Raw genomic sequence first — 26,599 nt, 5'->3', positions numbered from 1 at the left:
GGCAGGATTTGAACTATGGCTGACGCGCTAAGCAATGCCCCGGTGCCGGTTGGTTCGGATGCTCCGAAGAAGCCTTTGCTGGGTCTTTCCTTTCTGGAAAACCTATCTGAAATGTCGATGCTGCGGCAGATCGGCCTGCTGGTCGGTTTGGCGGCGAGCGTTGCTATCGGTTTTGCAGTCGTGCTTTGGTCGCAGCAGCCGGACTACCGGCCATTGCTGGGCAGCCTCGCCGGAATGGATGCCAACCAGGTGATGGAAACCTTGGCGGCCGCCGACATTTCCTACACGGTCGAGCCCAATTCCGGCGCCTTGCTGGTCAAGGCCGATGACCTTGCGCGTGCGCGGTTGAAGCTGGCCAGTGCTGGTATCGCTCCGACCGACAGCAATATCGGTTTTGAAATTCTCGACAAAGAGCAAGGCCTCGGCACGAGCCAGTTCATGGAAGCGACCCGCTATCGCCGTGGTCTTGAAGGCGAGCTGGGTCGCACCATTTCCAGTCTGAATAACGTCAAGGGCGCGCGCGTCCACCTGGCCATTCCGAAGAGCTCGGTATTCGTCCGCGACGAGCGTAAGCCGAGCGCATCGGTACTGGTCGAACTCTATCCGGGCCGCAATCTTGAGCCAAGCCAGGTAATGGCGATCATCAATCTGGTCGCGACCAGCGTGCCTGAGCTGACCAAGTCACAGATCACCGTAGTCGACCAGAAGGGCAACCTGCTATCCGATCAGCAGGAGTTGACCGAGCTGAGCATGGCCGGCAAGCAGTTCGACTACAGCCGTCGTATGGAAAGCCTTTACACCCAGCGCGTGCACAACATCCTGCAGCCGGTGCTGGGCAGCGGTCGCTACAAGGCTGAAGTGTCTGCCGATGTGGATTTCAGTGCAGTCGAATCCACGTCCGAGACCTTCAACCCCGATCAGCCCGCGCTGCGCAGCGAGCAGAGCGTCAGCGAGCAGCGTCAGAGCAGCCTCGGCCCGCAAGGTGTGCCTGGGGCCCTCAGCAATCAACCACCGGGACCCGCTGCTGCGCCCGAGAATGCTGTTGCCGGGCAGGCAGGCGCGGCGGGTGCTATCGCTTCGGGCCAGCCGTTGCTGGATGCCAATGGTCAGCAAGTCATGGACCCCGCGACCGGTCAACCGATGTTGGCGCCGTATCCGGCAGACAAGCGTGAGCAGGCGACCCGCAACTATGAGTTGGATCGGTCGATCAGCTACACCAAGCAGCAACAGGGACGCCTGCGTCGGCTGTCAGTTGCCGTGGTGCTCGATGACCAGATGACCATTGCCGCTGACGGCACCACCACTCGGGTACCGCGCACCGCCGAAGAACTGGCGCGCTTCACCCGGCTGGTACAGGACGCGGTCGGTTTTGATGCAAGCCGTGGTGACAGCGTCAGTGTGATCAATGCGCCATTCGCCGCTGACTCGCTCGACGAGACCTTTATTGAAAGTCCGTTCTACTCGCAGCCGTGGTTCTGGGACATCGTCAAGCAGGTGCTCGGTGTCCTGTTCATCCTGGTACTGGTGTTCGGCGTGCTGCGGCCCGTGCTGAACAACCTGACCAACGCCGGCAAGAGCAAGGAGCTGCAAACAGTGGGCGGTGATGCCGAGCTCGGTGACATGGAAGGCATCGACGGGGCGCTGTCCAATGATCGAGTCAGTTTGAGCGGGCCGCAGAGCATCATGCTGCCAAGCCCGACCGAGGGATACGATGCGCAATTGAATGCCATCAAGAATCTGGTAGCAGAAGATCCGGGCCGGGTGGCTCAGGTCGTCAAAGAGTGGATCAACGCAGATGAGTGATGCTCGAGTTCCGGTCAAGCTGAACAAAATCGACAAGGCGGCGGTCTTGCTGCTTTCGCTGGGCGAGGCCGACGCGGCGCAGGTGCTGCGTCATCTCGGCCCGAAGGAAGTCCAGAAGGTCGGCACGGCAATGGCGCAATTGCGCAACGTGCAGAAGAACCAGATCGAACAGGTGATGGGGGAGTTTGTCGAGATCGTCGGCGACCAGACCAGCCTTGGAGTGGGTTCGGACGGCTATATCCGCAAGATGCTCACGCAGGCCCTCGGTGAGGACAAGGCGGGTGGCCTGATCGACCGCATCCTGCTCGGTGGTAATACCAGCGGCCTGGACAGCTTGAAGTGGATGGAGCCGCGTGCCGTTGCCGATGTGATCCGCTACGAACACCCGCAGATCCAGGCGATTGTGGTGGCCTATCTGGACCCCGATCAGGCTGGCGAGGTGCTCTCTCACTTCGACCACAAGGTGCGGCTGGACATCGTCCTGCGCGTATCGTCGCTCAACACGGTGCAGCCCGCCGCGCTGAAGGAGCTGAACCTGATCCTTGAGAAACAGTTCTCCGGCAACGCCAATACCACGCGGGCAACGCTGGGGGGCGTCAAGCGCGCCGCGGACATCATGAACTACCTCGACAGCTCCGTTGAAGGTCAGCTGATGGACGCCATCCGGGATGTCGACGAAGATCTGTCGTCGCAGATTGAGGACCTGATGTTCGTGTTCGACAATCTTGCCGATGTCGACGACCGGGGCATTCAAGTGCTGCTGCGCGAAGTATCCTCCGATGTGCTGGTTCTGGCGCTCAAGGGCGCCGATGAAGCGATCAAGGAGAAGGTCTTCAAGAACATGTCCAAGCGCGCCGGCGAATTGCTGCGTGACGATCTGGAAGCCAAAGGGCCGGTGCGCATCAGCGAAGTCGAAGGCGCCCAGAAGGAAATTCTCACTATCGCTCGCCGCATGGCCGAAGCCGGAGAAATCGTGCTCGGTGGCAAAGGCGGCGAGGAAATGGTCTAGCAAGGCACTGAAACTGAATGTCCAAGGAAAACCCCAGCGATGTGATCCGCGCGAAAGACGTCAACGTTTTCGATCGCTGGGCCTTACCGAGCTTCGACCCTCTGGGTGCGGCACCGGAAGACCCAGAGATTGGCGAGGAGCCGGTTGAAGACGAGGACTTGTCACGCAGCGAAGACGTGCCGATCGCGGAAGTCAAACCTCTGACGCTCGACGAGCTCGAGGCCATTCGTCAGGAGGCTTACAACGAAGGTTTCAGTACGGGCGAAAAGGATGGCTTTCACGCCGGTCAGCTCAAGGCCAGGCAAGAAGCCGAGGCGGCGCTGAACCCCAAGCTGGAGAGCTTGGAAAAGCTGATGACGCAGCTGCTCGAACCCATCGCCGATCAGGATCGAAACCTCGAACACGCGATGGTCACACTGGTCAGCCAACTGGCGCGCGAAGTCATTCAGCGCGACCTGCTGATCGACTCCAGCCAGATCCGCCAGGTGCTGCGCGAAGCGCTCAAGCTGTTGCCCATGGGGGCCAGCAACGTGCGCATCTACATCAACCCGCAGGATTTCGACTTGGTCAAAGCGCTGCGCGAGCGCCACGAAGAGACCTGGCGCATTGTCGAAGACAGTGATCTGCTGCCGGGCGGTTGCCGGATCGAGACTGAACAGAGCCGTATCGACGCGAGTGTCGAAACGCGCCTGGGCCAGGCGATCAGTCAGCTATTCGAACAGCAGCGGGAAAACGCCACCAGCCCGCCCGAGGCTGACCTGCATCTTGATCTCGGATCGGGCGCGGGGCCAGCCGATGCGCCTTGAACGAACCAGCTTCGCCAAGCGTTTCGAAACCTACGGCGAGGCGATCAAGCTTCCCAGCCAACCGATCCTCGAGGGTCGGTTGTTGCGTATGGTCGGGCTGACGCTGGAAGCCGAAGGCCTGCGTGCTGCGGTCGGCAGCCGCTGCCTGGTGATCAACGAAGACAGCTACCATCCGACCCAGGTCGAAGCTGAGGTGATGGGGTTTTCCGGTGGCAAGCTTTACCTGATGCCGGTCGGCAGCCTAGCGGGCATCGCCCCCGGCGCGCGCGTGGTGCCCTTGGCCAATACCGGGCGTCTACCCATGGGGACCTCGATGCTGGGGCGCGTGCTGGACGGTGCTGGCCGTGCACTGGACGGCAAGGGCGGAATGAAAGCCGAGGACTGGGTCCCCATGGACGGCCCGGTGATCAACCCACTCAAGCGCCACCCCATCAGCGAGCCGCTGGATGTCGGTATCCGCAGCATCAACGGCTTGCTGACCGTCGGCCGCGGGCAGCGTCTGGGGCTGTTCGCCGGCACCGGCGTGGGTAAGTCGGTCCTGCTCGGCATGATGACGCGCTTCACCGAGGCCGACATCATCGTCGTCGGGCTCATCGGCGAACGGGGCCGGGAAGTAAAAGAGTTCATTGAGAACATTCTCACCGAAGAAAGCATCAAGCGTTCGGTTGTCGTCGCCTCGCCGGCGGATGACGCGCCCTTGATGCGCTTGCGAGCCGCCATGTACTGCACGCGCATCGCCGAGTATTTCCGCGACAAGGGCAAGAACGTCCTGCTGCTGATGGACTCGCTGACCCGCTTCGCCCAGGCACAGCGCGAGATCGCCCTGGCCATTGGCGAGCCGCCTGCGACAAAGGGTTATCCACCATCGGTGTTCGCCAAGCTTCCCAGCCTGGTGGAGCGCGCCGGCAATGCGGAAGAGGGCGGCGGCTCGATTACGGCGTTCTACACTGTCTTGTCCGAGGGCGACGATCAGCAGGACCCGATCGCCGACGCCGCGCGAGGGGTGTTGGACGGCCATTTTGTGTTGTCTCGCCGGTTGGCGGAGGAGGGGCATTACCCCGCCATCGACATCGAGGCCTCAATCAGCCGGGTCATGCCGCAGGTGGTCAGCGCTGAACATATGCGCAATGCCCAGCGCTTCAAACAGCTCTGGTCGCGTTTTCAGCAGAGCCGCGATCTGATCAGCGTCGGCGCGTACGTGCCGGGAGGCGATCCGGAAACCGACCTCGCCATCGCCCGACAGGCGGAGATGGTTCGCTACCTTCGGCAGGGTTTGGACGAAGCCGAGCATTTGGCCCAGAGCGAAGCGCTGCTGGCCAACGTATTCAATCCCAAGGCCGCAGGCTAATCCTTGCCAGCCAGCCGAGCGGCGCGCCTGGCGCCGGTGATCGATATGGCCGAGCGTGCCGAGCGAGAGGCCGCTAAGCTATTTGGCCAGGGCCAGACGCAAGTTGCCCAGGCCGAAGCCAAGCTGGGCGAGTTACGGCAATACTTCGCCGATTACCAGCAGCAGTGGATGGCTCAAGGCAGCCAGGGCGTGTCCGGCCAATGGCTGATGAACTACCAACGTTTTCTCTCCCAACTCGAATCCGCCATCGGGCAGCAGCAGCGCAGCCTGGATTGGCATCGCAACAACCTCGACAAGCTGCGCGAACAATGGCAGCAGCGACGAGCGCGGCTCGACGGACTGCGCAGGCTGGTCGAGCGTTATCTGCAAGAGGCAAGGATCGCGGCGGACAAGCGAGAGCAAAAACTGCTGGACGAATTTTCCCAGCGACTCTCGAGTCGCCCTAAACAGGATTGAGGCTTGCTGCGCTGGGCTTAGGGTGCTAAATCTTCATCAGCTTCTTTACATTAGCGCGGTTGGAATTGAAGCTGCAGGCCCTTTACGTGGCGCCACGCTGCGCGCCGGCACCAACCCAGCAATAACGACAGCCGTGGCGAAAGGCCACGACCTCGTTCGGATCAGGAGTGCTAGATGACCATCAGTTCACAGCTATCGGCAGATGGACAGGAGCTGACCATAACGATTCGAGGGCGCTTCGATTTCAACACGCACCAGGCTTTTCGCGATGCCTATCAATGTGCTGGGAGTTCGCCCCGACGCTATGTGGTCGACCTCAACGGAGCGACCTATCTCGACAGTTCTGCGCTTGGGATGTTGTTACTGTTGCGCGATCATGCGGGCAGCGATAAGGCCGATATTCGCCTGATCAATTGCAACCCTGATGTCCGCAAAGTCCTCTCGGTTTCCAACTTCGAACAACTGTTCGCGATCGCCTGATGCCTCGTCGGCTCTCCATACTCATTGCCGAGGATGGTGCGGCTGATCGCATGCTGTTGGCGGCTATCGTCCGCCGCCAGGGCCATCACGTGGTGACCGCCGCCAATGGCGCCGAAGCGGTGGAGCTGTTCGAGCGCGAGCGCCCACAGCTGGTATTGATGGATGCATTGATGCCGGTGATGGACGGCTTCGAAGCGGCACAACAGATCAAGCAATTGGCTGGCAATGAGCTGGTGCCAATCATTTTTCTTACCTCGCTGACCGAAAACGAAGCGCTGGTTCGCTGCCTCGAGGCGGGCGGCGATGACTTTATCGCCAAGCCCTACAACCCGATCATTCTGGAGGCGAAGATCCAGGCCATGCATCGCTTGCGCCGACTGCAAGCGACGGTGCTGGAGCAGCGTGATCTGATCGGCCGCCGCAATCAGCAATTGCTCGACGAGCAGCGCGCGGCCAAGGCCATTTTCGACAAGGTCGCTCACGCCGGCTGTCTTAACGCGCCCAACATCCGTTATCGACAATCCCCTCGGGCGCTGTTCAATGGCGACCTGCTGCTCGCTGCCCAAGCGCCGGCCGGTAGGATGTTCGTGCTACTTGGCGACTTCACCGGCCATGGTTTGCCGGCCGCGATCGGCGCCATGCCGCTGGCGGAAACTTTTTACGGAATGACCGCCAAGGGCTACTCAAGTAATCAGATCCTTCGCGATATCAACGCCAAGCTAAAGCTGATCCTGCCGGTCGAGATGTTCTGCTGCGCCACTTTTCTCGACATCAACCTCGAGCAAGGAATCTTGCGGGTGTGGAACGGTGGCTTGCCAGACGGTTATCTGATCAAGGCCGTGGACGGCGCACGGTTGCCCTTGCGGTCCAGGCATTTGCCGCTAGGGGTACGAGAGGCGACGTCATTCGATGACACCTTCGAGACCCTGCCTTTGGCGCTGGGTGATCGCCTGCTGTTGCTGTCGGACGGGTTGCTGGAGAGTTGCAACGCCGATGATCAGCTGTTCGGCGAGCAACGGCTGCTAGCCGTGTTGGAGTCCAACTCCGACCCCGCGACGCTGTTCGACGACATTCAGGATGCGCTGCATGCTTTCCATGGTCAAATACTTGACGACCTGAGCTTGGTTGAAGTGAGCATGATCGCTGAGCCGGGGGCGGTTGCGCCTCATCCGCTCCATGTTTACCCACTCGGAAGCCGAGAGCTGCGCCCGAGAGATTGGTCGACTTGCTTCGAACTACGACCCGGCAGCCTGCGCTCGGCTGACCCTTTGCCGATGGCGATGCAGCTTTTGCTGCAGATTTCGCCACTGCGGTACCGTGTCGGCACCATTTTTACGGTGTTGACTGAGCTTTATGCCAACGCCGTGGAGCATGGGGTATTGTTGCTCGACTCGTCCATCAAGGCTGACGCGGAAGGCTTTGCCAGCTATTACCAGGAACGCCAGCGGCGGTTGGACGCGCTTAGCGAAGGCTTCGTGTCTATCGAGTTTACCGTCAAGTCTGAAGGGGCCAAGGGCTACCTGCGCATCGCTGTTCGCGACAGCGGACCGGGCTTCGATGTGCAGCGGGCATTGAACCAGCAGTACTGCAGCGAATACCTGGGAGGGCGAGGGCTACGCATGATTCGCCAGTTAAGCGAGCGATTTTATTGGCAGCCCGATGGCAAGGTGCTCAACGTGGAGTTTCACTGGTCCGGTCATGCATAATCCGCCGTTTACCGCCAGGAGCATCTCCGTGGCCGAACATCTCGACACCAGCGTGCTGGTAACCCTTCAGGAAGTGATGGAGGCGGAGTACCCGGTGCTGCTGGACACCTTTCTCGTCGATTCCGAAGAGCGACTGCGGCTGTTGCAGGCGGCCTGTCGGAGCGGCGAGGCAGAGAGCCTGCGTCAGGCTGCGCACAGTTTCAAAGGTAGCTGCAGCAACATGGGCGCCGTGCTGCTGGCAGAACTTTGTCGAGAGATGGAGGAGTCCGCCAGGCGCGACCAACTGGATGAGGCGCCGGGCCTGATTGAGCGCATCGAACGGGAATTTGCCATTGTGCGCATTCTATATCGCGCCGAACGCCAGCGTTGGGGAGGACCTGGCTGACAGGAACCTTTTCTCCGCAGTCCCGCAGGGGGCGCGACGCTGCCGCTGAACCTTCATTCGCTACCGAGTGGCCCGGAGTTTGCTTGAGCATGAGTACGTCTCCATCCTCAGCGGAAAGATCCATGGCCGTTTCCCCCGATCTGTTGCTCAATATCAAGGCCCCGACCGCCGCCGCCAAGGCAGCGAACGCATCCCCCAAGCCTGCCCAACAATCCAGTCGTGACGAGGCCTCCAGCTTCGCTAACGTCTACGCGAAAGAGCGCCAGGGTAAGCCTGCCGAGGCGCAAAACGCGGCGGCGAAGCCGGCCCGGGACAAGCCGACTGACGAGGAGCCGAGTCAGGAAACCGACAAGGCAAGCGGCACCGAAAAGCCGGCAACGGCCGAAACCGGCAATGACTTGCCTGCCAGCCTCGAGACGGTCGATGACAGCGTGCCGAACCCCGAGGCCGAGCTTGATCCGCTGTTGCTGTTCGGCATGGGCGGGCAGGGTACGGTCAGCGAGGCGTCGCCCGTCGACGAACTGCCGCTGCCAGACAGCGAGTTACTGGTTGGCCTGGCACAACCGGTTGTCGCTGCCGAGAGTCTCGAGGCAGAAGGCGAGACGGTACTGGCAGGGCAACGTACGCTGGAACTTCAGTCGGCGAACCAGAAAAGCCCTGTCACGACTTCCGTCTTGGTTGAGGAAGGCACGAGCGATGCGCAAGAAACCCTCCCCGCGGGTCTGCTTGAAGGCGAGGCCCTGGCCGACGAGAGCGACGATCGCTCGCTGGAGGAAGGTTTCGGTGAACTGCTCGAGAAGTTGGACGCGTCGAAGGATAGTCGCCCAAGCGCCAGCGGAGAGGCGGCACTCAACCGGCTCAACCCATTGACTCAGGCGCTTGCTCAGCAGAATCAGACCCAGCAGCTGCAGCGGCCTACGATGGTGCCAGGACAACCTGTGCAGATGCAGCAGACCGGCTGGAGCGAAGCCGTGGTCGATCGGGTGATGTGGTTGTCCAGCCAGAACCTAAAGTCGGCCGAAATTCAGCTTGATCCGGCCGAGCTGGGCCGCATGGAGGTTCGTATCGACATGACCAAGGATCAAACCCAGGTGACCTTCCTCAGCCCGCATGCAGCCGTACGCGATGCGCTGGAAGGGCAGATGCAACGGCTGCGCGATATGTTCGCTCAGCAGGGGATGACGATGGACGTGAACGTCTCTGATCAGTCCCGAGGTTGGCGTGGTGACGGCGGCGGCGAGTCGCGTGATCGTGGCGCCGCCGGTGTATCGACTGCAGGGGATGATGAGGTCGTTCAGGGCAGCATGGAGATCAGCTCCGCGCGTACCGGTGGCGATCGCGGCTTGGTGGATTACTACGCGTGACCGTAACGTGCTGACAGGAACCGGGCTTTGCGCCCGGTTTTTTTTGCTCACGGCAACCTGAGTCTCCGACTATTCGTCTACAAAAGACGGACGCGCCATGGCAATCGTTTACGCTGCCTGTTCGCTAGCCGATACTTTGGCACAGCAGTTGCTCGCTTCCTTAATGAGGCGAGTGAAAACACTTGTAATGACGGATATTTGGCATGGCAAAGAAACAAGGACCTCCGGACGTTCCGAGTCCTGCGGCTGCGACCGAAGGAAAGGGCAAACTCAAGCTGATCATTCTGATTGTCTTAGGATTGCTGTTGGCCGTCGGGGTGTCGGTGGGCGCCACCTTGTACTTCATGTCTCAAGGCGAGGCAGATAAGCCGGCGGACGATGCTGCCAGCGAGGATGCTGTGCCCCAGCGCCAAGCGGCAATCTACGAAGTGCTGGCACCGGCTTTCATTGTCAACTTCACCAATGCCGGTGGGCGCCAGCGCTACATGCAAGTCAGCGTTGCGCTGATGTCGCGTGATCAGGCCGCGCTCGATGGATTAAAGGAACACATGCCGTTGTTACGCAATCAACTGGTCATGTTGTTCTCCAGTCAGGACTTTGCCAGCCTGGCGACGCCTGTCGGCCAGGAGATGCTGCGGCAGCAGGCGACCGCCAGCGTTCAGGAGCTGGCGCAGAAGGAAATCGGCAAGCTCGCGATCGAGCAAGTCCTGTTCACCAACTTCGTATTGCAATAGGGGTCGTTTCAGATGGCTGTTCAAGACCTGCTCTCGCAAGACGAGATCGACGCGCTCCTGCACGGAGTCGATGACGGTCTGGTCGATACCGAAAGCGATTCCGAACCGGGCAGCATCAAGAGTTACGACCTGACCAGCCAGGACCGGATCGTCCGTGGGCGCATGCCTACCCTGGAAATGATCAACGAACGTTTTGCCCGCTACACACGCATCAGCATGTTCAACCTGCTGCGCCGTTCGGCAGACGTATCAGTAGGCGGTGTACAGGTGATGAAGTTTGGCGAGTACATTCACTCGCTGTATGTGCCGACCAGCCTCAATCTGGTGAAGATCAAGCCGCTGCGCGGAACGTCACTGTTCATCCTCGACGCCAAACTGGTGTTCAAGCTGGTGGATAACTTCTTTGGCGGTGACGGGCGCCATGCAAAGATCGAGGGCCGCGAATTCACGCCCACCGAGCTGCGTGTGGTGCGCATGGTGCTGGACCAGGCATTCGTCGATCTGAAGGAAGCCTGGCACGCGGTACTCGACGTCAATTTCGAATACGTGCATTCGGAAGTGAATCCGGCGTTGGCCAACATCGTCAGCCCTAGCGAAGTGGTGGTCGTGTCGACGTTCCATATCGAGCTCGAGAGTGGCGGTGGCGACCTTCACATCACCATGCCGTATTCGATGATCGAGCCGATCCGCGAAATGCTCGATGCCGGTTTCCAGTCCGATGTAAGCGATCAGGACGAGCGCTGGGTAAACGCGCTGCGCGAGGACGTGCTCGATGTGAACGTGCCGCTCAGTGCGACGGTGGTGCGGCGTCAGCTCAAGCTGCGCGAGATTCTCAATATGCAGCCGGGCGATGTGATCCCGGTGGAAATGCCGGAAGACATGATCATGCGCGCCAATGGCATGCCGGCTTTCAAGGTCAAGCTGGGTGCGCACAAGGGCAACCTGGCACTGCAAGTGCTCGAATCCGTATTGCGACCACGTTGATTCAGTCTTTATTCAATTACCCGCCGGTCGAGGATTAGCGATGGCAGACGAACACGAAAACACTTCCCCCGAGGAGCAGGCGCTGGCCGATGAGTGGGCTTCGGCACTGGCCGAAGCCGGTGACGCCAATCAGGATGATATCGATGCCATGCTGAACCAGGGCCCGGCGGCAGCGCCGGCGCCGCCTCGTGCGCCGCTGGAAGAGTTCGGCAGCAGCCCTAAGAGCGCACCGATTCAGGCCGGACTCGAAGGGCCGAACCTGGACGTCATTCTGGATATCCCGGTGTCGATCTCGATGGAGGTCGGCAGTACCGAAATCAGCATTCGCAACCTGTTGCAGCTCAACCAGGGTTCGGTGGTCGAGCTCGACCGCCTGGCTGGCGAGCCGCTGGATGTGCTGGTCAACGGCACGCTGATTGCGCACGGCGAAGTGGTGGTGGTGAACGAAAAGTTTGGCATTCGTCTGACTGACGTGATCAGTCCGAGCGAACGCATCAAGAAGTTGCGCTGACATGCGGTTCCTGGCGCTCCCCTCGCTGTTACTGGCTTTGCCAGCGGTGGCCGCTGAGCCCGCAGCAAGCATGAGCAGCACTGGCATGGGCACACAAATGACCAAGTTGCTGCTTGGGCTGCTGCTGGTGATCGGCCTGATCTTTCTGCTTGCCTGGTTACTGCGCCGGATGCAGCAACTGAACCCGCGCAGCAACCAGGCGATCAAGCTGATTTCCAGCCACGCGCTGGGCCCTCGCGAGCGGCTAGTGCTGGTTCAGGTCGGCAGTGAACAAGTGCTGCTCGGCCTGAGCGCCGGTCGGATCACCCCACTGCACGTGCTTGAGGAACCGGTACACCTGCCGGATGCCGAGCCCGCCAACCCGGAGTTTGCCCAGCGCCTGATGGAGCTGCTCGGGCGGGACCATAAGGACAAGCCCTGATGCTTCGATTGTTGTTGGCGGCCCTGTTGATTCTGGCCGCCCCGTTCGCCGTGGGCCAGGATGCGGGTGGTTTGATCGCGCAGGGCGACAATCCTCTGTCGATACCGGCCATTACCCTAAGCACGGATGCCCAAGGACAGCAGGAATATTCGGTCAGCCTGCAGATTCTGCTGATCATGACAGCGCTGAGTTTCATCCCTGCGTTCGTCATGCTGATGACCAGTTTCACCCGCATCATCATTGTCTTTTCGATCTTGCGTCAGGCGCTGGGCCTGCAGCAGACGCCATCGAACCAGATCCTGGTGGGCCTCACCATTTTTCTGACGTTGTTCATCATGGCGCCGGTGTTCGAGCGCATTAACAACGAGGCGGTGCAGCCCTATCTAAACCAGCAGCTGTCGGCGCCAGAGGCGATTTCACGGGCCGAGGTGCCGTTGAAGAACTTCATGCTCGCGCAGACCCGCGAAAGCGATCTGGAGCTGTTCGTGCGGCTGTCGCGCCGGACCGATATCCAGACCCCGGACGCGGCGCCGCTGACCATCCTGGTTCCGGCATTCGTGACCTCCGAACTGAAAACCGCGTTCCAGATCGGCTTCATGATCTTTATCCCGTTCCTGATCATCGACATGGTGGTCGCCAGCGTGCTGATGGCGATGGGCATGATGATGCTCTCGCCGCTGATCATCTCGCTGCCGTTCAAGATCATGCTGTTCGTGCTGGTCGATGGCTGGGGTTTGATCATCGGTACGCTGGCCAGCAGTTTCGGCACGCTCTAGGGCCTATACGGAGACACGCATGACACCCGAAGTCGCGGTTGACCTGTTTCGTGAGGCCCTCTGGATGACCGCCATGATCGTTGGCGTGCTGGTCGTGCCCAGTCTGCTGGTCGGCCTCGTGGTGGCGATGTTTCAGGCGGCCACCCAGATCAACGAACAAACCCTGAGTTTTCTGCCGCGCCTGTTGGTCATGCTGTTGACGCTGATCTGGGCCGGGCCTTGGCTGGTTCGAGAGCTGATGGAGTACACCCAGGGTCTGGTCCAGAACATTCCGCTGATCATCGGTTGACCCTGATGATCGATACTTCGCGCAAGGTGCGCGCCCGTGCTTGAACTCAGCGACGCGCAGATCGGCGCCTGGGTCGGGCAGTTTCTGCTGCCGTTGTTTCGCATTGCGGCACTGCTGATGAGCATGCCGATCATCGGTACCCAGCTGGTGCCGATGCGGGTTCGGCTCTATCTGGCGGTCGCGATTGCGGTCGTCCTCGTGCCTGGGCTGCCAGCAGTGCCGATGGTGGACGCGTTGAGCGGGCAGGCGCTGGTGTTGATTGCAGAGCAGATCCTGATCGGGGTCATGCTGGGCTTTGTGCTTCAGCTGTTCTTTCAGGTGTTCATCGTTTCCGGACAGCTGCTTGCCATGCAAATGGGTCTGGGCTTTGCTTCGATGATCGATCCGGCTAATGGTGTTTCGGTGCCGGTGATCGGCCAGTTCTTCAATATGCTGGTGATTCTGCTGTTCTTCGCGATGAATGGGCACCTGGTGGTGCTGGAAATCCTCAATGAAAGCTTCACGACGTTGCCGATCGGCGGCTGGCTGGTTGGCACCAACCATTTCTGGGAAGTGGCCGGCAAGCTTGGCTGGGTGCTCGGCGCCGGCCTGTTGTTGGTACTGCCAGCAATCACGGCACTGCTTGTGGTCAACCTGGCGTTCGGCCTGATGACCCGCGCTGCACCGCAGCTGAACATTTTTTCGATTGGTTTTCCGCTGACGCTGGTGCTCGGCTTGATCATCGTCTGGATCGGCATGGCCGACATTCTTGCCCAATACCAGACCTTCGTCAGTGAAGCCTTGGCGATGCTGCGCGAACTGATCGGTCTACGCTGATGCTGATTCGTTCCTTAATGCTGCCGGAGGCCGTGCATGGCTGAGAGCGAAAGCGGTGCTGATAAAAGCGAGGAACCCACGGAGAAACGCATCCGTGAGTCCCGTGAAAAAGGCCAGCTGGCCCGCTCTCGTGAATTGAACACCGTAGCGGTGACGTTGGGTGGCATTGGCGGTTTATTGGCGTCTGGTGGCAGCCTGGTCGGCAGCCTGATGGCCATCATGCAGGGCAGCTTCGAACTCAGCCGCGAAACCCTGCTGGACGAAGGCTCCATGGTGAGGCTGTTGATGGGCAGCGGCATGATTGCGCTGGAAGCCATCATGCCGCTGCTGATCGTGCTGCTGCTCGTCTCGATCATTGGCCCGATTTCGCTGGGTGGCTGGCTTTTCTCAGCCAAGGCGATGGCGCCCAAGTTCAGCCGTATGAACCCCGGGCCGGGCCTCAAACGGATGTTCTCGACCAAAGCGCTGGTCGAGCTGCTAAAGGCGCTAGGTAAATTTGTCGTGGTGCTGATGGTGGCGCTTGCCGTACTCAGTGCCTATCAGGACGATCTGCTGTCGATCGCCAAACAGCCATTGGATCTGGCCATCATGCACAGTGTCGAGGTGGTGGGATGGTGTGCACTGTGGATGGCCTGCGGGCTGATTCTGATTGCCGCGGTGGATGTCCCTTTCCAGCTTTGGGACAACAAGCAGAAGCTGATGATGACCAAGCAGGAAGTGCGCGACGAGTACAAAGACAGCGAGGGTAAGCCCGAGGTCAAATCTCGAATTCGGCAGCTGCAACGTGATGCCGCCCAACGCAGGATGATGCAGGCCGTCCCTGACGCCGATGTGGTCATCACCAACCCGACCCACTTTGCCGTAGCGCTGAAATACGACGGCAGCAAAGGCGGGGCGCCGATGCTGGTGGCCAAGGGTGGGGACTTCGTCGCTTTGAAGATCCGCGAAATTGCCAACGAGCATAAGGTGACGGTGCTCGAATCCCCTGCTCTGGCCCGAGCGGTGTACTACTCAACCGAACTCGATCGGGAAATTCCAGCGGGGCTGTACCTCGCTGTGGCCCAGGTACTGGCGTACGTGTATCAGCTACGCCAGTACCGCTCCGGCAAGGGCAAGCGGCCAGACCCGTTGAGCAGCTTGCCGATTCCGCCAGACTTGCGCCGCGATGAATGATCGAGTGGAAACACGCTCGGCGTGAAGCGCGAACCTGGCGCCTTGCAGAGTGAATAAAAGCAGGGGTGAGTTCGCCAGAGGCAGATTGATTGGCCCGCCAGGCCAGGTTCTTTCTTCCTCTTTGGCCGAAGCCCACCCTGTATCCGCATTCGCGAAAACGCACCCACGGACAGGACCCGGTAGGGTGGGCTTCAGCCCACCTGCCTTATGGCTTAAGGCGCCAGTGGCGTTATTCGATCACGCCACAGGCGACCCGAGCACCGCCACCGCCGAGCGGTTTGGGCTCGTCGGAATAGTTGTCACCACCTTCGTGAACCATCAGTGCGTGGCCTTTGAGATCGCCAAGGCTTTTCAGGCGGGGCGCCAGGACTGGCTGGTTGGCCTTGCCTTCGGCGTCAACTATCAGGACCGGCAGATCACCCATATGGCCTTCGCCCCAAGGTTCGCCGTGTTTGCCAGCATTCTTCGGATCCCAGTGGCCGCCGGCTGCAACGGCTGCGGCCTGCTTGCCGTCTTTCTCCGCGGGCTGGCAGCTGCCATTGGCGTGGACGTGGAAGCCATGCGCGCCGGCGTTCATACCTGACAGATTCGGACGTAATACAAGACCCTGATCGGTGGTTTCGATCTTCACGGTGCCGACAGAGCTGGCAACGCCTTGATCGTTGACCTTGTTCATTTCGACTGAAAGGGTTTCGGCCTGTACGCCAACCGCGGCGCAGCTAGCCATTGCGGCGATTAACCACTGTTTCATAGCACGCTCCTGTTTGACTGAAGGAGGGCAGCGTCACGCCACCCGTCGACTGTCTGACTGCCTCAGCCCAGGCGCGTTCGATTGGCCCGTCATGGGCTGGTGGGGCCGTATCGATGCGGGATCAAAAATTGGACTCCTTCTTGCTATAGCTCGAACAGGATGCGTTTTCGCGTCAATTCTTTGTTCTTGTCTGACGGGGTCTACGTGGATCGCACGCAACTCATCAATTTCGGCAATGGCCTAGCGGGCGCAGGGCGGGGCAACCTAGGTGTGCCGCTGCTGTTGCTGGTGATGATGGGCATGATGATGTTGTCGGTGCCGCCGTTCCTCCTGGATCTGCTGTTCACCTTCAACATCGCCTTGTCGATCGTCGTGCTGCTGGTCAGCGTCTATGCATTGCGGCCGTTGGATTTCGCCGTGTTCCCGACGATTCTGCTGGTCGCCACGCTGATGCGCCTCGCGCTCAACGTGGCGTCGACGCGAGTGGTGCTGATCAACGGCCATGAGGGCGGATCGGCGGCGGGCCATGTGATCGAGGCCTTCGGTAACGTAGTAATCGGCGGCAACTACGTCGTCGGTATCGTCGTCTTCGCGATCCTGATGATCATCAACTTCGTCGTGGTCACCAAGGGTGCCGGGCGAATCTCCGAAGTTAGCGCGCGCTTCACCCTTGATGCCATGCCAGGCAAGCAAATGGCCATCGACGCTGACCTCAACGCCGGTTTGATTGATCAAACCGAAGCGAAGTTGCGCCGGGTCGAAGTCGCCTCCGAGGCGGATTTCTACGGCTCGATGGACGGTGCGAGCAAGTTTGTGCGTGGTGATGCCATCGCCGGACTGCTGATCCTGTTCATCAACCTGATCGGCGGTGTCGGCATTGGCATGGTGCAGCACGGCATGAGTTTCAGCGACGCAGGCCAGGTATATGCGCTTCTGACCATTGGCGACGGCCTTGTGGCGCAAATACCGTCGCTGTTGCTGTCGACCGCTGCAGCCATCATGGTGACCCGTGTCACCAGCTCCGAAGACATGGGGCAGCAGATCAACCGGCAGATGTTCGCATCGCCGAAAGCACTGGCGGTTTCGGCAGGCATCATGATCGCCATGGGTTTGGTGCCTGGCATGCCGCACATGTCCTTTCTTGGTCTCGGTGGAGCTGCAGCCGGCGCCGCTTACTGGATATGGCACCGCCAGAGGCAGGTCAAACAACTGGCCGAACAGGACGTGCAGAAGCAGCAGGAAATGCTCCCTGCCCAGCGCACCGCCGAGACTAAAGAGCTGGGCTGGGATGATGTAACAGCGGTGGACATGGTTGGTCTGGAGGTCGGTTACCGGCTCATTCCGCTGGTCGACCGCAACCAGGGTGGACAGCTGCTGGCTCGAATCAAGGGTGTGCGCAAGAAGCTGTCCCAGGACCTCGGATTTTTAATGCCGTCGGTGCATATTCGCGACAATCTTGACTTGCTGCCCAACGCCTATCGCTTGACGCTGATGGGTGTAAGCCTGGCGGAAGCAGAGGTGTACCCGGATCGTGAGTTGGCGATCAATCCGGGTCAGGTGTTCGGCCCGCTCAACGGCATCGCCGCCAAGGATCCGGCCTTCGGCCTAGAAGCGGTGTGGATCGAGGCCAGCCAGCGCGATCAGGCGCAATCGCTCGGCTACACGGTGGTGGACGCCAGCACCGTGGTGGCGACCCACCTCAACCAGATACTGCACAAGCATGCCCATGAACTGCTCGGCCACGAGGAAGTCCAGCAACTGCTGCAGTTGCTGGCCAAGAGCTCACCCAAGCTTGCCGAGGAGCTGGTGCCTGGGATGATCTCGCTGTCTACGTTGCTCAAAGTGCTGCAGGCGCTGCTGCAGGAGCAGGTGCCGGTGCGTGACATCCGAACCATCGCCGAGGCCATCGCCAACGTTGCCGCCAAGAGTCAAGATCCCGCCGCAATGGTGGCTGCGGTACGTGTCGCGCTGTCTCGTGCAATCGTGCAAAACGTTGTCGGGCTTGAGCCGCAGCTGCCTGTCATCACGCTTGAGCCCAGGTTGGAACAGATATTGCTCAATAGCCTTCAGAAGGCAGGACAAGGCTCGGAAGATGGCATCCTCCTCGAGCCGGGAATGGCCGAAAAGTTGCAACGTTCTCTGGTAGAAGCGGCACAGTGTCAAGAAATGTTAGGTAAGCCGGCGATTTTGCTGGTGGCAGGTCCGGTCCGCGCGATGCTGTCGCGATTCGCCCGGCTCGCTGTACCGAACATTCATGTCCTGGCCTATCAAGAAATACCGGATAACAAGCAGGTCACCATCGTTTCGACGGTGGGTCAGAATTAACTGAGGGCTACAGGCCATGCAGGTCAAACGTTTCTTCGCAGCCGACATGCGTATCGCCATGAAGATGATTCGTGACGAGCTGGGCGCCGATGCCGTGATCACGGGAAACCGTCGGGTCGCTGGCGGCGTCGAGTTGACCGCAGTGCTTGATTATCCGATGGAGTCGGCGGCGGCGAAGCAGCCGAACCCGGCCCTGGAAGCCGAGCTGCGCAAGACTCAGGCTCGTCTTGCCAGCGCGCATGCCGAAATGAGCGCTCCATCGCGTGGTTCGGTCGGCCAGGATCGTCAGCTGCTTGACGAAAAGCCGGCAGCGGCTGCCCAAGCAGCTCCGGTTGCCGCAAGTTCGTCGTTCGAGACGCGTGCGGTCGAGGCGATGCAGTCAGAGCTACAGGGGCTGCGCGAACTGATCGAAGTGCAGCTTGGTTCGATTGCCTGGGGACAGGAGCAGAGCCGCCGTCCTCAACAGGCTGGCCTCTGGCGCCGCTTGCAGCGCATTGGCTTGCCAGCCGAACTGTCGCGCGCTTTGCTGGAGAAGGTTTCGACCGTATCGGAGCCACGCCAGGCCTGGCGGATGTTGTTGGCGTATCTGGCGCAATCGATCAAGGTCAGCAAGGTTGAGCCGCTGGAAGAGGGCGGCGTCATTGCCCTGGTCGGCCCGGCCGGTGCCGGCAAGACCACTACGCTGGCCAAGCTAGCCGCGCGCTACGTGCTCAAGCACGGCCCGCAAAGCATCGCCCTGGCGAGCATGGATAACTACCGCATCGGTGCTCAGGAACAGCTGAAAACCCTGGGGCGGATTCTCGACGTCCCGGTCATTCAGCTGGACCCCAGCCAGCCCTTGAGCAAAACCTTGGCGCCGCTAGCCCGTAAGCGCCTGATTCTTGTCGACACCGCCGGCCTGCCAGCGGGGGACTCGATGATGAAGGTGCAGCTTGAGGCCCTGGCGGACCGCGGCATCAAAGCGAAGAATTATCTGGTCCTGCCTGCAACTAGCCAGAGTCAGGTGCTCAAGGCAACTTGGCACAACTACCGTCGTTGCGGGCTGGCTGGCTGCATTCTGACTAAACTGGATGAAGCCGGGAGCCTGGGTGACGTACTTGGTCTTATCATCAGTCAGCACCTGCCCATCGCTTACCTCGCTGATGGGCCGCGCATTCCTGATGACCTGCATCTGCCACGCAGTCACCAGTTGGTCAGCCGCGCGGTGAGCCTGCAATCGGAAGAGGCTCCTAGCGAGGAAACCATGGCTGACATGTTCTCCGATCTGTACAACGGTTCTAGGAAGGTCGGATGAACGCAATGCTCCAAGAGACACACAAAGAAGACGCGTTCCCGCTGAACGCATCGATGGCCCAAGGGCTCCAGCAAGAGATAGGCGTGTGAAAATGGGTATGCATCCCGTACAGGTTATTGCAGTGACCGGCGGCAAGGGTGGCGTCGGCAAGACCAACGTGTCGGTCAATCTGGCCTTGGCGCTGGCCGATCTCGGGCGTCGAGTGGTATTGCTCGACGCCGACCTTGGTCTGGCTAACGTCGACGTGTTGCTCGGCCTGACGACAAAGCGCACCCTGGCTGATGTCATTTCCGGTGAATGTGACCTGCGCGATGTGCTGATTCAGGGGCCGGGCGGCATACGTGTTGTTCCGGCCGCTTCCGGCACTCAGAGCATGGTGCAGCTGTCGACGCTTCAACACTCCGGTTTGATCCAGGCTTTCAGCGACATCGGCGATGACATCGATGTGTTGATCATCGACACCGCCGCTGGCATTGGTGACGGTGTGGTGAGCTTTGTTCGCGCCGCGCAGGAAGTGTTGCTGGTGGTCACCGACGAGCCCACGTCAATCACCGATGCCTATGCGCTGATAAAACTGCTCAACCGTGACTACGGCATCAGCCGCTTCCGGGTCTTGGCCAACATGGCCCATGCGCCGCAGGAAGGGCGCAACCTGTTTGCCAAGCTGACCAAGGTGACTGAGCGCTTCTTGGACGTTGCGCTGCAGTACGTCGGCGCCATCCCGTATGACGAAGCGGTGCGCAAGGCCGTGCAGAAGCAGCGTGCCGTTTACGAGGCCTACCCGCGCGCAAAGTGCTCGCTGGCGTTCAGGGCTATCGCGCAGAAGGTGGACACTTGGCCGTTGCCGGCAACGCCACGCGGTCATCTGGAGTTCTTTGTGGAGCGCCTCGTCAGGCCCGCCGCAGAGCCTAACGAACAATAGCGGCTGGATTCGGTATGTATTACAGCAAAGCTCAGGCTAAAGACTCGCAATATCAACTCATCGATCAGTACGCACCGCTGGTCAAGCGCATTGCCTATCACCTCCTGGCGCGTTTGCCGGCAAGCGTGCAGGTCGACGACCTGATGCAGGCCGGCATGATCGGCTTGCTGGAGGCGTCAAAAAAATATGACGCCGGAAAAGGGGCGAGTTTCGAGACCTACGCCGGTATCCGCATCCGCGGCGCCATGCTCGACGAGGTGCGCAAAGGTGACTGGGCGCCGCGTTCGGTACACAGAAACTCGCGCATGGTCAGTGAGGCGATTCGGGCAATTGAGGCTAGAACAGGACGCGACGCTAAAGATCAGGACGTTGCGGCCGAACTTAAATTGAGTCTCGATGAGTACTACGGCATTCTGGGCGACACCCTGGGCAGCCGCCTGTTCAGCTTCGATGATCTGCTTCAGGAAGGCGAGCACGGGGAGTTCGAGGAGGATGCAGCCAGCACCCATCCGGAACCGTCCCGCGATCTTGAAGACGAACGTTTCCAACAGGCGTTGGCCGAGGCCATCAGTAACCTGCCCGAACGTGAAAAGTTGGTGCTTTCGCTGTATTACGACGAAGAGTTGAACTTGAAGGAAATCGGTCAGGTACTGGGCGTCAGTGAATCACGGGTGAGCCAGTTGCACAGTCAGTGCGCGGCCCGTCTGCGGGCTCGTCTTGGCGAGTGGCGCGCGCGTTAACGACCGGTTTGCGACAAAAGCATTAGAGACCGCTTACGAGCTTCATTCATGAGGCTCGCAAACAGACCGTGAGCAGGTCTCGATTCGGGATTTACGGAGGTGTACTTGGACAAGAACATGAAAATCCTCATCGTCGACGACTTTTCGACCATGAGACGGATCATCAAGAACCTCTTGCGCGATCTGGGTTTTACCAACACTGCCGAGGCAGATGACGGCACCACTGCGCTGCCGATGCTCAAGAGCGGAAGTTTCGATTTCCTCGTCACCGACTGGAACATGCCCGGCATGAGCGGCATCGACCTGCTGCGCGCAGTGCGTGCCGACGAACGTCTCAAGCATCTGCCGGTATTGATGGTTACCGCTGAAGCCAAGCGCGACCAGATCATCGAAGCCGCGCAGGCTGGCGTTAACGGATACGTGGTCAAGCCATTCACGGCTCAAGTGCTCAAAGAGAAGATCGAAAAGATCTTCGAGCGCGTCAACGGCTGAAGCAGTAACGCCGCGAGGGCACTATGACGCAAGCAGACCAAACCCTGGCAGAGTTCGAAGCAACTCTGAAGGCTCACGCACCCCAATTGATTGAAAGTCTGCAACAGGGTCGTTTCGACGAAGCGACGCAGATGTTCAATGAGCTCAATCAGGCGCGCAATCACGGGATCTACCTGGAAGTTGGCAAGCTCACACGCGAGCTGCACAACGCCATCGTAAAACTCGAGATGGATACCTGTGCCACCGGGGGGGATCCGTCACCGATCACCGATGCGACTGATCGGCTGTCGTACGTGGTGGAGATGACCGAGAAAGCGGCCAACCGCACCATGGACCTGGTTGAAGAATCGGCGCCCCTGGTCAATTACGTGAGTTACGAGGCGCAGAGCCTCACTGCTGATTGGCAGCGTTTCATGCGGCGCGATATGAACGCTGAGCAGTTCCGTGAGCTGGTCAAGCGCATCGACCAGTTTCTCCAGCGCAGCATGAACGATGGCAGTCAGCTGTCGCAGAACCTTAGCGAAATCATGCTGGCTCAGGATTTCCAAGACCTTACCGGTCAGGTGATCAAAAGAGTGACCCGGCTCATTACCGAACTCGAAAGTAACCTGCTTAATCTGGTGCTGATGGCCGGCCAGGTTGACCGCGTGGCGGGCATCCAGCACGACCGCGACGCGATGCGCGCCGAGCAGGAAATGAAAAAACAAGAAAAACAGCCTTCCAATGGTGAAGGTCCGCAGATGCATGCCGATATACGTGAAGATGTCGTATCCGGGCAGGACGACGTTGATGATCTGCTTTCGAGCCTGGGCTTTTAGGGGAAGTTAAATATGAGCTTCGACGCCGATGAAGAAATCCTCCAGGATTTCCTGGTAGAGGCCGGCGAGATTCTCGAACTATTGTCAGAGCAGCTGGTGGAGCTGGAAAGCAGCCCCGATGACACAGCCTTGCTCAATGCGATTTTTCGCGGTTTCCATACGGTAAAAGGCGGTGCCGGGTTTCTCCAGCTGCATGAGTTGGTGGAGTGCTGCCACATCGCTGAAAACGTCTTCGACATCCTGCGCAAGGGTGAGCGTCGCGTCGACTCGGAATTGATGGATGTCGTGCTGCAGGCCTTAGACTCCGTCAATGAAATGTTTAGCCAGGTGCGCGAGCGTACCGAAGTAACCCCGGCGACGCCCGAGCTGCTGGCAGCGCTGGCCCGTTTGGCCGAGCCGGCCGGAGCGCAGGAGCCCATAGTCGAAGCGTCTATCGAGACTGAGGCTGAGTCTGAGCCCGCTACCACCGCCGACACCGAGTTCGAACAGTTCCTTGGCGCGCTAGACGAATCTGCCGAGGCGCCGTCTTCAAACGCCCCAGATGAAATTACCGACGAGGAGTTCGAATCGCTGCTCGATCAGCTCCATGGAAAGGGTCATTTCGCGACGGAGCAGCAATCGACTGCGGTCGCTCCTGCTGCTGCGGTGGCGGGACAGTCTGCCAGCGACGAGATTACCGACGACGAATTCGAGGCATTGCTCGATCAACTGCATGGCAAAGGCCAGTTCGCCGAACCGGTTGCCGCTGCGCCTGCTGCCCCCGCCGGGTCCGTTGACAAGCCTGCCGCGGCCGGAGGCGATGACATCAGCGATGACGAATTCGAAGCGCTGCTGGACCAGCTGCATGGTAAGGGCAAGTTTGAACCCGATGCGGCCGCGCCAGTCGCGGCTGCAGCTGTGCCTGCCACCAAGCCCGCACCGGCTGCCGCGCCTGCCGAGAAAAAGGCTGCGCCAGCGAAACCGGCAGCAAATGCCGTAGCGAGCAAGGCTGCTGCCCCGGCGAAAGCGGAGCTTGCATCCAAGCCTGCTGCAGCTCCGGAGAAGCCGGCGAGTGAAGCTGAGACCACCGTTCGAGTCGACACTGCGCGGCTCGATGAAATCATGAACATGGTGGGTGAACTGGTACTGGTGCGTAACCGCTTGGTGCGCCTGGGATCCAACAGCGCCGATGAGGCCATGGCCAAGGCCGTGTCAAACCTCGATGTGGTGACCGCTGACCTGCAGAGCGCCGTGATGAAAACGCGCATGCAGCCCATCAAGAAGGTCTTTGGCCGATTCCCCCGTCTGGTCCGTGATCTGGCTCGTAGCCTCAAGAAAGAAATCAATCTGGAACTGGTCGGCGAAGAAACCGACCTGGACAAGAATCTCGTCGAAGCCTTGGCTGATCCGCTGGTGCACTTGGTGCGCAACGCAGTCGACCACGGCATCGAGACACCGGAAGAGCGCGAAGCTGCCGGCAAGCCACGCACCGGCAAGGTCGTGCTCTCCGCCGAACAGGAAGGCGACCACATCCTGTTGCTGATCACCGATGATGGCAAAGGGATGGATGCAGACGTTCTTCGCGCCAAGGCGGTGGAGAAGGGCTTGCTCGATAAGGACGCAGCCGATCGCCTGAGCGATCTGGAATCCTACAATCTGATCTTTGCGCCGGGCTTCTCGACCAAGACGGAGATCTCCGATGTGTCCGGCCGCGGCGTTGGCATGGACGTGGTCAAGACCAAGATTTCGCAGCTCAACGGCACGGTCAACGTCTTCTCCAACAAAGGCCAGGGCTCGCGCGTTGTAATCAAAGTGCCCCTGACGCTGGCGATTATGCCAACCCTGATGGTGATGCTGGGCAACCAGGCATTCGCTTTCCCGCTGGTCAGTGTTAACGAGATCTTCCACCTCGACCTGTCCCGTACCAACGTGGTTGATGGTCAGGAAGTGGTGATCGTTCGCGACAAGGCGCTGCCATTGTTCTATCTCAAGCGCTGGCTGGTGCGCGGTGCCGAGCTCGAAGAGCAGCGTGAAGGGCACGTGGTGATCCTCAACGTCGGCAACCAGAGTATCGGCTTCGTCGTCGATCAGCTGGTGGGGCAGGAAGAGGTAGTGATCAAGCCGTTGGGCAAGATGCTGCAGGGCACTCCGGGAATGTCCGGTGCGACTATCACTGGCGACGGTCGTATCGCCTTGATCCTGGATGTCCCGAGCATGCTTAAGCGTTACGCACGCCGGATCTGATCAGTAGGCAGCGGTTTTTCACGGACCGCTGCCGCTAGGAGTTGTTTATGGCAGTCAAGGTCCTGGTGGTGGACGATTCCGGCTTTTTCCGCCGCCGTGTATCGGAGATCCTTTCTTCAGATTCGAATATCCAGGTGATCGGAACCGCGACCAACGGCCGCGAGGCGATCGACCAGGCGCTGGCGTTGAAACCGGACGTCATCACGATGGACTACGAGATGCCGATGATGGACGGCATCACCGCGGTCCGGCAGATCATGCAGCGCTGTCCAACACCCGTACTAATGTTCTCATCGCTAACCCACGAAGGCGCACGGGTCACACTCGACGCGCTGGATGCGGGAGCCGTCGACTTTCTGCCGAAGAACTTCGAGGACATCTCGCGAAATCCGGACAAGGTCAAGCAACTGCTCTGCGAAAAGGTCCACTCAATTTCGCGCAGCAATCGCCGCTTCAGCAGTACCAGTGTCGCTCCGGCTGCTACGGTGCCGGGGTCCCGGTCAGCTAGCGTCGTGTCGGGCACGGCTCCTGTTGCCCGGCATACGACGCCCGCCCACACGGCGCCGGCTTCGGCGCCTCGTCGGAAATCGTACCGGCTGGTCGCCATTGGCACTTCAACTGGTGGGCCGGTGGCGCTTCAGCGCGTGCTAACGCAGCTGCCCGGCAATTTTCCGGCACCTATCGTGCTGATTCAGCACATGCCGGCCGCGTTTACCAAAGCCTTCGCCGAACGTCTGGACAAGCTCTGCAAGATCCGCGTCAAGGAGGCCGAAGACGGCGATCTATTACGTCCAGGCTTGGCACTGCTGGCGCCGGGCGGCAAACAGATGATGGTCGACGGGCGAGGTACGGTGCGTATCCTGCCGGGCGACGAACGCCTCAACTACAGGCCCTGCGTCGACGTCACCTTTGGATCAGCCGCCAAGGCGTACGGAGACAAGGTACTGGCGGTCGTGCTGACCGGTATGGGGGCTGATGGCCGTGAGGGCGCGCGGATGCTCAAGCAGAGCGGCAGCCAGGTCTGGGCGCAGGATGAGGCCAGTTGTGTGATTTATGGGATGCCGATGGCAGTGGTCAAGGCCAACCTCAGCGATGCCGTGTACGGGCTCGATGACATCGGTCGCCATTTGAGCGAGGCGTGCATCTGATGGATGTACTCAGCCTGATCGGGCTGGTCCTTGCGTTTGTTGCCATTGTCGGGGGTAACTTCCTCGAAGGCGGGCATGTGTCGGCGCTGCTCAATGGCCCGGCCGCACTGATCGTGCTCGGCGGTACGCTCGGTGCGGTGCTGCTGCAGACGCCAATGGCGGTGTTCATGCGAGCGATGTCGGTGATGGGGTGGATTTTGTTTCCCCCGCGTATCGACATGGTCCGTGGTATCAGCTTGGTCACGAGCTGGAGCGCCACGGCGCGAAAGGAAGGTTTGCTGGGGCTTGAGCCGATCGCCGAAACCGAGCCTGATCCCTACGCACGCAAAGGCTTGCAGCTGCTGGTCGATGGTGCTGAGCCGGAAGTGATTCGCAGCATTCTCGAGGTTGACCTGTACACGCAGGAAACCCGTGATCTGAGGGCGGCGAAAGTGTTCGAGAGCATGGGTGGCTATTCGCCCACGGTAGGCATCATCGGTGCGGTCATGGGGCTGATACATGTCATGGGCAATCTCGCCGATCCCAGTCAGCTGGGCAGCGGTATTGCGGTTGCATTCGTTGCCACGATTTACGGTGTGGCTTTTGCCAACCTGCTGGTTTTGCCGATGGGCAACAAGCTCAAAAGCGTAGTGCAGAAGCAGACCGCTTATCGCGAAATGTTGCTCGAAGGCGTTCTGTCGATTGCCGAAGGAGAAAACCCTCGTTCAATCGAAATGAAGCTCCAGGGTTTCATCGATTAACTGACGGAATGCCAACGGCACCCTTGCCGCTGCGGTCCTGGGAACGAAGATGGAAAAGGCTCCAGTCAAGACGATCATCCGCTCA

27 protein-coding genes are annotated in these 26,599 nt (G+C 60.0%); 26 read left to right on the top strand and 1 reads right to left on the bottom strand.

Translation table 11 applies throughout. The features are described 5' to 3' along the window. The first annotated feature begins 15 nt into the window (after window positions 1–15). The 17 genes from fliF (at window position 16) to flhB (ending at window position 15,061) form a co-directional block, all read left to right on the top strand. Window positions 16–1,803, top strand: coding sequence for a flagellar basal-body MS-ring/collar protein FliF (fliF, locus tag RT21_RS08020; RefSeq protein ID WP_045425717.1), 1,788 nt, complete (start codon window positions 16–18; stop codon window positions 1,801–1,803). Then, on the top strand, window positions 1,796–2,812 hold the full coding sequence (gene fliG, locus RT21_RS08015) for a flagellar motor switch protein FliG (RefSeq protein ID WP_045425720.1): 1,017 nt from the start codon (window positions 1,796–1,798) through the stop codon (window positions 2,810–2,812). Before fliF ends, fliG begins: the two co-directional genes overlap by 8 nt. A 17-nt stretch (window positions 2,813–2,829) precedes the next feature. Further along, a complete protein-coding gene (fliH, locus tag RT21_RS08010) occupies window positions 2,830–3,618 on the top strand; it encodes a flagellar assembly protein FliH (protein ID WP_046162306.1) in 789 nt (262 codons plus the stop codon). Further along, window positions 3,608–4,966: a flagellar protein export ATPase FliI gene (fliI, locus tag RT21_RS08005; RefSeq protein ID WP_046162305.1), complete on the top strand. Its 1,359-nt coding sequence runs from the start codon at window positions 3,608–3,610 to the stop codon at window positions 4,964–4,966. The genes fliH and fliI overlap by 11 nt, the downstream gene beginning before the upstream one ends. Window positions 4,967–4,969: 3 nt before the next feature. Next, on the top strand, window positions 4,970–5,422 hold the full coding sequence (gene fliJ / locus RT21_RS08000) for a flagellar export protein FliJ (RefSeq protein WP_082082132.1): 453 nt from the start codon (window positions 4,970–4,972) through the stop codon (window positions 5,420–5,422). Between the two features lie 174 nt (window positions 5,423–5,596). Then, window positions 5,597–5,902 carry an STAS domain-containing protein gene (locus RT21_RS07995; protein ID WP_045425730.1) on the top strand — a complete coding sequence of 102 codons (306 nt, stop codon included), beginning with the start codon at window positions 5,597–5,599 and terminating at the stop codon, window positions 5,900–5,902. After that, the gene (locus tag RT21_RS07990) at window positions 5,902–7,608 is read left to right on the top strand and encodes a fused response regulator/phosphatase (protein WP_046162304.1); all 1,707 of its coding nucleotides are present in this window, start codon (window positions 5,902–5,904) and stop codon (window positions 7,606–7,608) included. The genes RT21_RS07995 and RT21_RS07990 overlap by 1 nt, the downstream gene beginning before the upstream one ends. Window positions 7,609–7,684: 76 nt before the next feature. Continuing rightward, complete coding sequence (locus tag RT21_RS07985; RefSeq protein WP_371263605.1) at window positions 7,685–7,993, top strand: Hpt domain-containing protein; 309 nt, start codon at window positions 7,685–7,687, stop codon at window positions 7,991–7,993. Between the two features lie 122 nt (window positions 7,994–8,115). Further along, entirely contained in the window at window positions 8,116–9,357 is a 1,242-nt protein-coding gene (locus RT21_RS07980; RefSeq protein WP_046162303.1) for a flagellar hook-length control protein FliK, read from the top strand. A gap of 203 nt (window positions 9,358–9,560) precedes the next feature. After that, window positions 9,561–10,091: a flagellar basal body-associated protein FliL gene (gene fliL / locus RT21_RS07975; RefSeq protein WP_046162302.1), complete on the top strand. Its 531-nt coding sequence runs from the start codon at window positions 9,561–9,563 to the stop codon at window positions 10,089–10,091. 12 nt (window positions 10,092–10,103) lie between these two features. Continuing rightward, the gene (gene fliM / locus RT21_RS07970) at window positions 10,104–11,075 is read left to right on the top strand and encodes a flagellar motor switch protein FliM (protein WP_046162301.1); all 972 of its coding nucleotides are present in this window, start codon (window positions 10,104–10,106) and stop codon (window positions 11,073–11,075) included. Window positions 11,076–11,115: 40 nt separating this feature from the next. Beyond that, entirely contained in the window at window positions 11,116–11,586 is a 471-nt protein-coding gene (fliN, locus tag RT21_RS07965) for a flagellar motor switch protein FliN (protein ID WP_046162300.1), read from the top strand. Between the two features lies 1 nt (window position 11,587). Further along, the gene (gene fliO / locus RT21_RS07960; protein ID WP_046162299.1) at window positions 11,588–12,007 is read left to right on the top strand and encodes a flagellar biosynthetic protein FliO; all 420 of its coding nucleotides are present in this window, start codon (window positions 11,588–11,590) and stop codon (window positions 12,005–12,007) included. Further along, a complete protein-coding gene (gene fliP, locus RT21_RS07955; protein ID WP_045425746.1) occupies window positions 12,007–12,783 on the top strand; it encodes a flagellar type III secretion system pore protein FliP in 777 nt (258 codons plus the stop codon). Before fliO ends, fliP begins: the two co-directional genes overlap by 1 nt. Before the next feature lie 19 nt (window positions 12,784–12,802). Beyond that, window positions 12,803–13,072, top strand: a complete 270-nt coding sequence (gene fliQ / locus RT21_RS07950) for a flagellar biosynthesis protein FliQ (RefSeq protein ID WP_045425749.1) — start codon at window positions 12,803–12,805, stop codon at window positions 13,070–13,072. 36 nt (window positions 13,073–13,108) lie between these two features. Beyond that, window positions 13,109–13,888 (top strand): flagellar biosynthetic protein FliR, encoded by a 780-nt coding sequence (gene fliR, locus RT21_RS07945; RefSeq protein ID WP_046162298.1) that lies wholly within the window; start codon window positions 13,109–13,111, stop codon window positions 13,886–13,888. A gap of 36 nt (window positions 13,889–13,924) precedes the next feature. After that, a complete protein-coding gene (gene flhB / locus RT21_RS07940) occupies window positions 13,925–15,061 on the top strand; it encodes a flagellar biosynthesis protein FlhB (RefSeq protein ID WP_046162297.1) in 1,137 nt (378 codons plus the stop codon). A 229-nt stretch (window positions 15,062–15,290) separates the two neighbouring features. Here flhB and sodC read toward each other — a convergent pair whose 3' ends face one another. Further along, the gene (gene sodC / locus RT21_RS07935) at window positions 15,291–15,812 is read right to left on the bottom strand and encodes a superoxide dismutase family protein (RefSeq protein ID WP_046162296.1); all 522 of its coding nucleotides are present in this window, start codon (window positions 15,810–15,812) and stop codon (window positions 15,291–15,293) included. Between the two features lie 204 nt (window positions 15,813–16,016). Between sodC and flhA the strand changes: the two genes are divergently transcribed. The 9 genes from flhA (at window position 16,017) to RT21_RS07890 (ending at window position 26,514) form a co-directional block, all read left to right on the top strand. Continuing rightward, the gene (gene flhA, locus RT21_RS07930) at window positions 16,017–18,137 is read left to right on the top strand and encodes a flagellar biosynthesis protein FlhA (RefSeq protein ID WP_046162394.1); all 2,121 of its coding nucleotides are present in this window, start codon (window positions 16,017–16,019) and stop codon (window positions 18,135–18,137) included. A 16-nt stretch (window positions 18,138–18,153) separates the two neighbouring features. Continuing rightward, window positions 18,154–19,431, top strand: coding sequence for a flagellar biosynthesis GTPase FlhF (gene flhF / locus RT21_RS07925; RefSeq protein WP_046162295.1), 1,278 nt, complete (start codon window positions 18,154–18,156; stop codon window positions 19,429–19,431). A gap of 91 nt (window positions 19,432–19,522) precedes the next feature. Then, complete coding sequence (fleN, locus tag RT21_RS07920; protein ID WP_045425761.1) at window positions 19,523–20,353, top strand: flagellar synthesis regulator FleN; 831 nt, start codon at window positions 19,523–19,525, stop codon at window positions 20,351–20,353. A 14-nt stretch (window positions 20,354–20,367) separates the two neighbouring features. Further along, window positions 20,368–21,093, top strand: a complete 726-nt coding sequence (gene fliA, locus RT21_RS07915; RefSeq protein ID WP_045425763.1) for an RNA polymerase sigma factor FliA — start codon at window positions 20,368–20,370, stop codon at window positions 21,091–21,093. 117 nt (window positions 21,094–21,210) lie between these two features. Continuing rightward, the gene (locus tag RT21_RS07910) at window positions 21,211–21,585 is read left to right on the top strand and encodes a chemotaxis response regulator CheY (protein WP_172830728.1); all 375 of its coding nucleotides are present in this window, start codon (window positions 21,211–21,213) and stop codon (window positions 21,583–21,585) included. A 23-nt stretch (window positions 21,586–21,608) separates the two neighbouring features. After that, on the top strand, window positions 21,609–22,403 hold the full coding sequence (locus RT21_RS07905; protein WP_045425767.1) for a protein phosphatase CheZ: 795 nt from the start codon (window positions 21,609–21,611) through the stop codon (window positions 22,401–22,403). A 12-nt stretch (window positions 22,404–22,415) separates the two neighbouring features. Further along, the gene (locus RT21_RS07900; protein ID WP_046162294.1) at window positions 22,416–24,626 is read left to right on the top strand and encodes a chemotaxis protein CheA; all 2,211 of its coding nucleotides are present in this window, start codon (window positions 22,416–22,418) and stop codon (window positions 24,624–24,626) included. A 47-nt stretch (window positions 24,627–24,673) separates the two neighbouring features. After that, window positions 24,674–25,774: a protein-glutamate methylesterase/protein-glutamine glutaminase gene (locus tag RT21_RS07895; RefSeq protein ID WP_046162293.1), complete on the top strand. Its 1,101-nt coding sequence runs from the start codon at window positions 24,674–24,676 to the stop codon at window positions 25,772–25,774. Further along, entirely contained in the window at window positions 25,774–26,514 is a 741-nt protein-coding gene (locus tag RT21_RS07890; protein WP_045425775.1) for a flagellar motor protein, read from the top strand. Before RT21_RS07895 ends, RT21_RS07890 begins: the two co-directional genes overlap by 1 nt. Window positions 26,515–26,599: the final 85 nt, after the last annotated feature.

The organism is Pseudomonas sp. 10B238 (assembly GCF_000970615.1).
In the GTDB taxonomy this organism is placed as follows: domain Bacteria; phylum Pseudomonadota; class Gammaproteobacteria; order Pseudomonadales; family Pseudomonadaceae; genus Stutzerimonas.
This window is presented reverse-complemented; position numbering and strand designations above follow the sequence as displayed.